This is a genomic window from Luteibacter sp. KNZ12-1A (assembly GCF_056755675.1).
This window is the reverse complement of record NZ_JBPGXU010000158.1, coordinates 1-5,810: the sequence shown is the minus strand read 5'-3', so window position 1 is coordinate 5,810 and position 5,810 is coordinate 1. Positions and strand designations below refer to the sequence as shown.

Annotated in this window: 5 protein-coding genes; 1 reads left to right on the top strand and 4 read right to left on the bottom strand. The window is 64.8% G+C overall.

Annotated elements, in window-relative coordinates:
* Window positions 1-200, top strand: a 200-nt coding sequence (locus ACR9ZJ_RS18715) for a hypothetical protein (RefSeq protein ID WP_481288611.1), incomplete at its 5' end; no start/stop codon positions are given.
* On the opposite strand, the gene ACR9ZJ_RS18710 is transcribed toward ACR9ZJ_RS18715, so the two are convergent.
* From ACR9ZJ_RS18710 to ACR9ZJ_RS18695, 4 genes are all read right to left on the bottom strand, one after another.
* Complete coding sequence (locus tag ACR9ZJ_RS18710; protein WP_481288610.1) at window positions 187-2,370, bottom strand: peptidase domain-containing ABC transporter; 2,184 nt, start codon at window positions 2,368-2,370, stop codon at window positions 187-189. The genes ACR9ZJ_RS18715 and ACR9ZJ_RS18710 overlap by 14 nt on opposite strands.
* Window positions 2,367-3,638 (bottom strand): HlyD family secretion protein, encoded by a 1,272-nt coding sequence (locus ACR9ZJ_RS18705; RefSeq protein WP_481288609.1) that lies wholly within the window; start codon window positions 3,636-3,638, stop codon window positions 2,367-2,369. The genes ACR9ZJ_RS18710 and ACR9ZJ_RS18705 overlap by 4 nt, the downstream gene beginning before the upstream one ends.
* A gap of 166 nt (window positions 3,639-3,804) precedes the next feature.
* On the bottom strand, window positions 3,805-4,413 hold the full coding sequence (gene lolB / locus ACR9ZJ_RS18700) for a lipoprotein insertase outer membrane protein LolB (RefSeq protein WP_481288608.1): 609 nt from the start codon (window positions 4,411-4,413) through the stop codon (window positions 3,805-3,807).
* A 139-nt stretch (window positions 4,414-4,552) separates the two neighbouring features.
* Window positions 4,553-5,810, bottom strand: a 1,258-nt coding sequence (locus tag ACR9ZJ_RS18695) for a tetratricopeptide repeat protein (RefSeq protein WP_481288607.1), incomplete at its 5' end; no start/stop codon positions are given.

The following is a 5,810-nucleotide window of genomic DNA, read 5'->3' as shown; positions in this document are numbered from 1 at the left end:
GTCCCACCACCGCCACCGCCCCCGCTTCCGCCTCCACCTGGAAAGCCCCAACCGCCGCCCGAAGGCGCCGTCACGATAATGGGCGGAAGATCGACGGCACCGCCATCGTTGCCCGGATCGATCTCCATGGGTCGCATCCCATCCTCGAGACGCTGCATCCGCCGTCCGCCGCACACAGCGGCCAATTCACGCAACTGTAGTTCCCGCATTGTTTCGCTCCATATCAGTTGGTTGAAAGGCCCCGCCCGATGGCGTGGGCCGCTGTCGCCTGGCCTCCGTGACCTGTCCGTTCGATAGCACCAAGACCCGATCCGCCGCGGCAACGGTTTCCGTGCGATGGGCCACGACGACGCGTGTGATTTTCAGTTCCGAGAGCATGGCCGCGATCGCTTGTTCGCGCGCCACATCGAGATGACTGGTCGCCTCGTCGAGGACGAGAATCTGTGGTTCCGCATAGAGGGCACGGGCCAGCAGCACGCGTTGCTGCTGACCGCCTGAGAGGGACGATCCCATGTCGCCGACCAGCGTGTGGTACCCCATCGGCATTGCGACGATGTCATCGTGGAGTTGGGCCAGCCTCGCGGCGCGTTCGATACGCTCTGGCGTCGCGTCATCGGCGAAGAAGGCGATGTTTTCCCCGATGGAGCCTGCAAAGAGCTGGTCGTCCTGCATGACGCTTCGGGCCATCGACCGATACCGGGATTTGCCGACTTTGCGCAGGTCCATGCCGCCCAACTGGATCTCCCCCGCAACGGGATCCAGCAAGCCCATCAACAAGCGCAACAATGTGCTCTTGCCGGCGCCGGACACGCCGACAATAGCCACGCATTCACCAGGATGTACATCGAAGGTGCACTGCTCGAGCACCCATGGCTCACCAGCGGCGTATCGAAACGCCACGTTGCGGAAAGCCAGCGACGGATCCAGCGGTGGATGCGAGTGCGTGCCTTCGACATGGGCCTCCTGTGGCGTGAGGACGATGTCGGCCAGGCGTTCGGCCTGAAGCCGGAGCATCCGAAGCTCGATGCCATAGTCGATCAGGCTGGATGCCCGCGCCGTGAACTGGTCAGCGTAGGCCACGAAGGCCATCAGCATGCCCGCACTCATTTGCCCTCGGAGAGTCAACGACGCGCCGAGCCAAAGAATGGCGATACGCTGGGCTCCGGAGGAAAAGCTGCCGAGTCCACGAAAAATCAGGGTCAGCCTCTGAACCGCGACGGAGGTATTCAGCGCATCGGCGGTGGCGTTTAAGAAACGTCCGGTCTGGCGAGCCACGCCATTCTGAAGGCGCACCGCTTGTGAGCCACGAATGGATTCCATCAAGGTGGATTGCTGCTTTGCATTCACCATGATGAGATTGAGGTTGGCCTCCTGGAAGGCACGGAAGTAGGCCAGGCGCAGCACTGTGTAAACGATCACGCTGGCCAACGCGATCGAGGCCAGGGACACGCTATAGATGAACAACAGCACCAAGGTGAGCGTGGCCATCAATCCGTCGATCAATACCTCGATGAATCGTGTGGTCAAGGTCTGCTGGATAACGGAGACCGCGCCGAAGCGGGAGACGATGTCGCCCAGATGACGTTTGAGAAAATAGTCCTGGGGCAACTTGAGCAGATGCTGGAAGACATTCCCGGACCATGCCAGGTTGAAGGACGCGCTCAACCACACGACGATCCACGAGCGCAGGCCCGACACCAAAGTCTGGACCACGAGCAATCCCGCGAAGCTGTAGCCGAGGAATGCCAGCAGGTCGCGATCGTCGTCAGCGAGCACCTGGTCCACGATGATCTGAAGGTATTGCGGGGCGAGGAGGGCGAACAGTTCCAGCACCAGTGCCAGCGCCATGACCTGGCCCAGCCCTTTCCAGAGGCCCCGAATCGATCCCGCCAGCGTCCGCAACGACACCGGCGGCGGCTTGGCCTGCCGTGCAAAGGTCGCCCCGCGGCTGAGTTCCAATGCCACGCCTGTGAAATGTGCCCCCACATCGCGCAGGTTCATCGTCCGCGGCCCGACGGCCGGATCATGGACGGTGACGCGCTGCCCGCGAACCTCCTTGAGCACCACGAAATGGTCCATGTCCCAGTGGAGGACACACGGGGTGCTCAATGCAGCAAGTTCGTCCACCTCCAGGCGTACCGGACGTGCGGCAAACCCCAGCGCGTGCGCCATCTCCATCAGCTGCGCCAGGTCTGTACCCTTGACAGAAAGCGCGAAGCGCTGACGCAACGCTGGCAGGCTGTGGTGCTGACCGTGGTAGGCCGCCACCATGGCCAGGCACACCATGCCGCACTCGGCGACCTCCGACTGGCGAAGGACGGGCAGACGGGCCGACGCCCCGAAATGAAGGCGATCCGAAAAGACACTCATGGCGCGGGCTCCGGCGAATCGAACCGGCGGGCCAGACCGTAGAGGGGCTCGAAGACCCACTCTATGACGCGGCGCCTTTCCAACAGGATGTCGGCTTCCACGGCCATGCCAGGGCGCAGAGGCTCGGTGCGTCCATAGGCCTGAATGCTTTGCGCACGCAGGTCGACGTCGACGCGATACATCGGTTCCTCGACGGGCGCGCCACCCCGAAGCACCCCGACTTCGATGGGTGTCAATGCGCTCCGCGAGACCTGCGCCACCGCTCCATGCTCGACCCCGAACTTCTGATACGGAAAAGCCTTGTAGTGGAGCGCGACCGAGGCGCCGTTGCGCACGAACCCGACGATGTCGCTAGGCACCAACATCTGCGCTTGAAGAGCCCCCTGCTCCGGCACGATAGCCATCATCGACTGGCCCATCTGGACCGACTGGGCGGGCTTGACGAGCACCGACGTCACGATGCCATCGGTAGGGGCCACCACCTTCATCGCCCGCCCGGCTTCGTTCTCAAGCAACATCTGACCGGCTTGTGCCAGCTGCCGCTCCAACTCTCCCCGGCGCGCTTCCGCTTTCAGCGGATGCTGTTCGATCTGCGTACGCAGGTTTCCGATCTGCTGCTCGATGTCCGACCGTTGGCGGGTCAGCACCTTCAGTTGATTCTGGGCGTCGATGGCCTGGGCTTGTTGCTGCTGGACCTGAAAGGCCGATACATAGCCTTTGGACCGCAGTGGCTCGATCTTGTCGAGCAGTTCCTGACTCGCCAGCACTTGCCGCTGGGCCAGTGCAAGTTGCTCATCCACCTGCTGGCGCTGGCTCGTGGCGATGATCAGGCTGTGCCGAAGGTCGGCGAGGGTTTGCCCGTCGACGAGGTCGCCATTGCGGATCGCGGTGCGCAGTTCTTGCTGTTGTCGCCGGACACCAGCGGAAATCAGCGCCGCCACCTGTTCCCCACCCGCGCTCATGCGCTCGGCCACGATAGTGCCTAGGACATCGCCCCGCCGAACCCGGGTACCTTCCGCCACGGGGAGTTCCGAGAGCGTGCCCGCGAGACGAGCGTTAACCTCGACCAGACCAGCAGCGGGAACCAGGATTCCCGTGGCGTGGATACGGCGGGTGTAGTGTCCGAAAGCCATCCATCCCGCGACGGCCAGGCCGATCGCCACGCTCAAGCCGACCCAAACGGCATGGCCGGGTGGACTGGCAACGTGGATGGTCCCCAATGTCGGCACGGCCCGTGCCTTCAGCGCTTCTTGCCGGAAAAGCTCCATGGCCTCCCTGCTCTGCTTTACTCCCCCGAGTGCGAAAACATTCGCATGTTCCTACGGGCAAAAAACGTGACCCGGGTCACAGGCATCAAGTTTTTGAGATATTTCGTAACCTGCTTAAGCGCCAACATCATGCGGTACCCGCGCGCATCCCACGAGCCGCTCGCCCCTACCTGCCGAAGGACCAGTCCTCGATCGACAGGCGCACCTTGTACGGCGCCTTCTCGGCGAACACGCGCACGGGCATCGGCGGTTGCTTCGCGGCATCCCACTGCCGGTAATCGACCGTCCAGCCATCCTGCACCAGGCGCGACGGCAGGCGGTCCGCCCCAAAGACGATGTCCGCGGGACCGCTGTCGGCACGCAGGCCGAGCACCCAGCGCTTGAGTTCGGTCATCGGGATCTGCCAGCCCACGGCGCTGGCCATGAGCGATTCCGCGTCGGGACCGCGGCGCGTGCCACCGTCCAGGCCTTCCAGCTCGGCCCCTTCCGGACCACCGGTGAGGCGGAAGCTGCGCCCGGTGACGGGTGCGCGCACGGTGAATTCATAGTGCTCCCCGTCCTGGCGCCAGGTGAGCCCGCCAGAGCCGGAGTCCTTGCCGTCGGAGACGGAAAGGCGTCCTTGCAGAGTCCAGTGGTCGCTGTCGGCGAGACTGCGTTCGCGCTGTTCCTGCATGCCGAGGGTGACGGCGTCACCGGCCTGGTGGACTTGCGGACGTGTCGTGGCGCAGGCGGCGAGCAGGAGGGCGATCGCCGCGAGGAGTAGGAGCCGGGTCATCGGTGGGGAAAGCTCACGGGCGGGGTGGAGGCTGCGCTTCGCGTTCATCGCCGCTGAAGCGGCTCCGACAGGACTTCACTACCGAGCGAGAGTCCCTGTGGGAGCCGCTTCAGCGGCGATGAACGCTTGCGGAAACCCATCAAGGATTGAGCTTCCGCTCGGTCTTCTGCAGCGTGGCGTTCTTCGGATCGATGCGGCGCACCTCGTTCAGCAGCTTGCGTGCTTCGTCGTGCTGGCCGCGACTCCATAGCACCTCGGCCAGGTGCACGCCGATGTCGGCGTCCTTGCGCTGGGACCAGGCCCCGCGCAGGGTGCTTTCCGCCTGGTCGAGCTGACCCTGGCGAAACTTGAGCCAGCCCCAGGAATCGGCCACCGAGGGATCGTCCGGACGTGCAGCGCGGGCGGCCTGGATGAGGCTTTGCGCTTCGCCGAGATCGCGGTCGTTGTCGGCCAGCGTATAGCCCAGCGCGTTGCTGGCCTCGATATCGCCGGGCTTCAGTTCGAGCACCTTGCGGAAATCGGCCACGGCCTGGTCGATCCGGCCCGCTTCGGCATAGGCCAGGCCGCGGCCGTAGAGCATCTCGGTGTCGTCGGGCTTCACGCGGAGCGCCTTGTCGTAGGCATCCACGGCGGCATCGAAGCGGCGCGCATCCATGTACAGCTCGCCATCCACCGCGAACGCCTTGCGCAGTTGCTCGGGGCGATCGGCGTAGGTGGTCTGCAATTCGGCCACGATCTCGTGGGCGTCGTCGTCCTTTCCTTGCAGGTGGAGGATCACCGCGCTGCGCACCGAGGCATCGAAGATGCGCGGATCGTCGTCGCCCACGGCGGCGTACCAGTCGAGCGCGTCTTCCTGCTTGCCGAGCAGTTCCGCCAGTTGGCCGAGGGTGAAGGCGTTGTCGGCCTGGACATCGTCCGGCTGCTTGCGGATCTCGTCGTACAGGCGGCGGATCGCCACCTTGTCGCCGGCGCGCGCGGCCAGCGTCATGCGCATGGCGTAGGTATCGCCGTTCTGGGGACCGCCGGCGAGGAGTTTCGTCGCGGCCTTCTCATCCCCGCCCTGGATCAGCAAGGTGGCGTAGGCGAGGCGCAGCCGGGGGTTCTTCGGATCCTTCGCCACGGCCTTGGCGAACAGTTTCTTCGCGCCTTCCTTGTCGCCCGCCCGGAACTTCTGCTGTCCCGCCCAGGCATAGGTGGTGCCATCGTGGAAACGGGTCAGCGCGGCGTCACCGACGGTTTTCGCGTAGTCGTGGCGGCCCAGGTTCTCGCCCAACTCGCTCATCGCCAGCCAGGCGGTGGAATCGTTCGGCAGGCGCTGCGGCGTCGCGACACGCTCGAGCAGGACACCGGCCTGGGCGGCATCGCGCGCGCCCACCAGGATCCGCCCGAATTCGCGC

Coding starts and splice junctions, on each gene's coding strand:
- ACR9ZJ_RS18710 (WP_481288610.1), bottom strand. CDS start 2,370: ATGAGTGTCTTTTCGGATCGCCTTCATTTCGGGGCGTCGGCCCGTCTG.
- ACR9ZJ_RS18705 (WP_481288609.1), bottom strand. CDS start 3,638: ATGGAGCTTTTCCGGCAAGAAGCGCTGAAGGCACGGGCCGTGCCGACA.
- lolB (WP_481288608.1), bottom strand. CDS start 4,413: ATGACCCGGCTCCTACTCCTCGCGGCGATCGCCCTCCTGCTCGCCGCC.